This window comes from Hahella sp. CCB-MM4 (genome assembly GCF_002260525.1).
Lineage (GTDB): Bacteria > Pseudomonadota > Gammaproteobacteria > Pseudomonadales > Oleiphilaceae > Hahella.
Map to the genome: position 1 here is coordinate 1 of NZ_MRYI01000114.1, position 386 is coordinate 386.

At 66.8% G+C, this 386-nt stretch carries 1 protein-coding gene; it reads right to left on the minus strand.

All coding sequences use genetic code 11. The features are described 5' to 3' along the window. The coding region (locus tag BTA51_RS29155; RefSeq protein ID WP_210404971.1) for a 4-hydroxythreonine-4-phosphate dehydrogenase PdxA at window positions 1-386 on the minus strand (386 nt) is incomplete at both ends.

The window sequence follows — 386 nt, forward strand, 5'->3', positions numbered from 1 at the left end:
GAGCGTCTCCAGCAAGGGGGCGATGAAGGTCAGTTCCTCACGCCCCATCGCGCCGCCTTCGCCCGCATGCGGGTTCAGCCCGGCGACGGCGATCCTCGGCTCGACGATGCCAAAGTCACGGATCAGCGCGTCGCGGGTGATCTCGATCGTGCGCTTCAGCCCGGCTTCGGTCAACGCGCCCGGAACCTCGGACAGGGCGTTATGGATCGCCGCCGGAACCACGCGCAGCTCAGGGCAGGCCAGCATCATCACCCCGTCGCAATCACCGCCGAGATGGGCGAGGAACTCGGTGTGACCGGGGAAGGCGAAACCGGCGCCGTCCTTGAGCGCCTTCTTGTTGATCGGCGCCGTCACCAAGGCCGAACAATCGCCGCCCTGAACCAAAG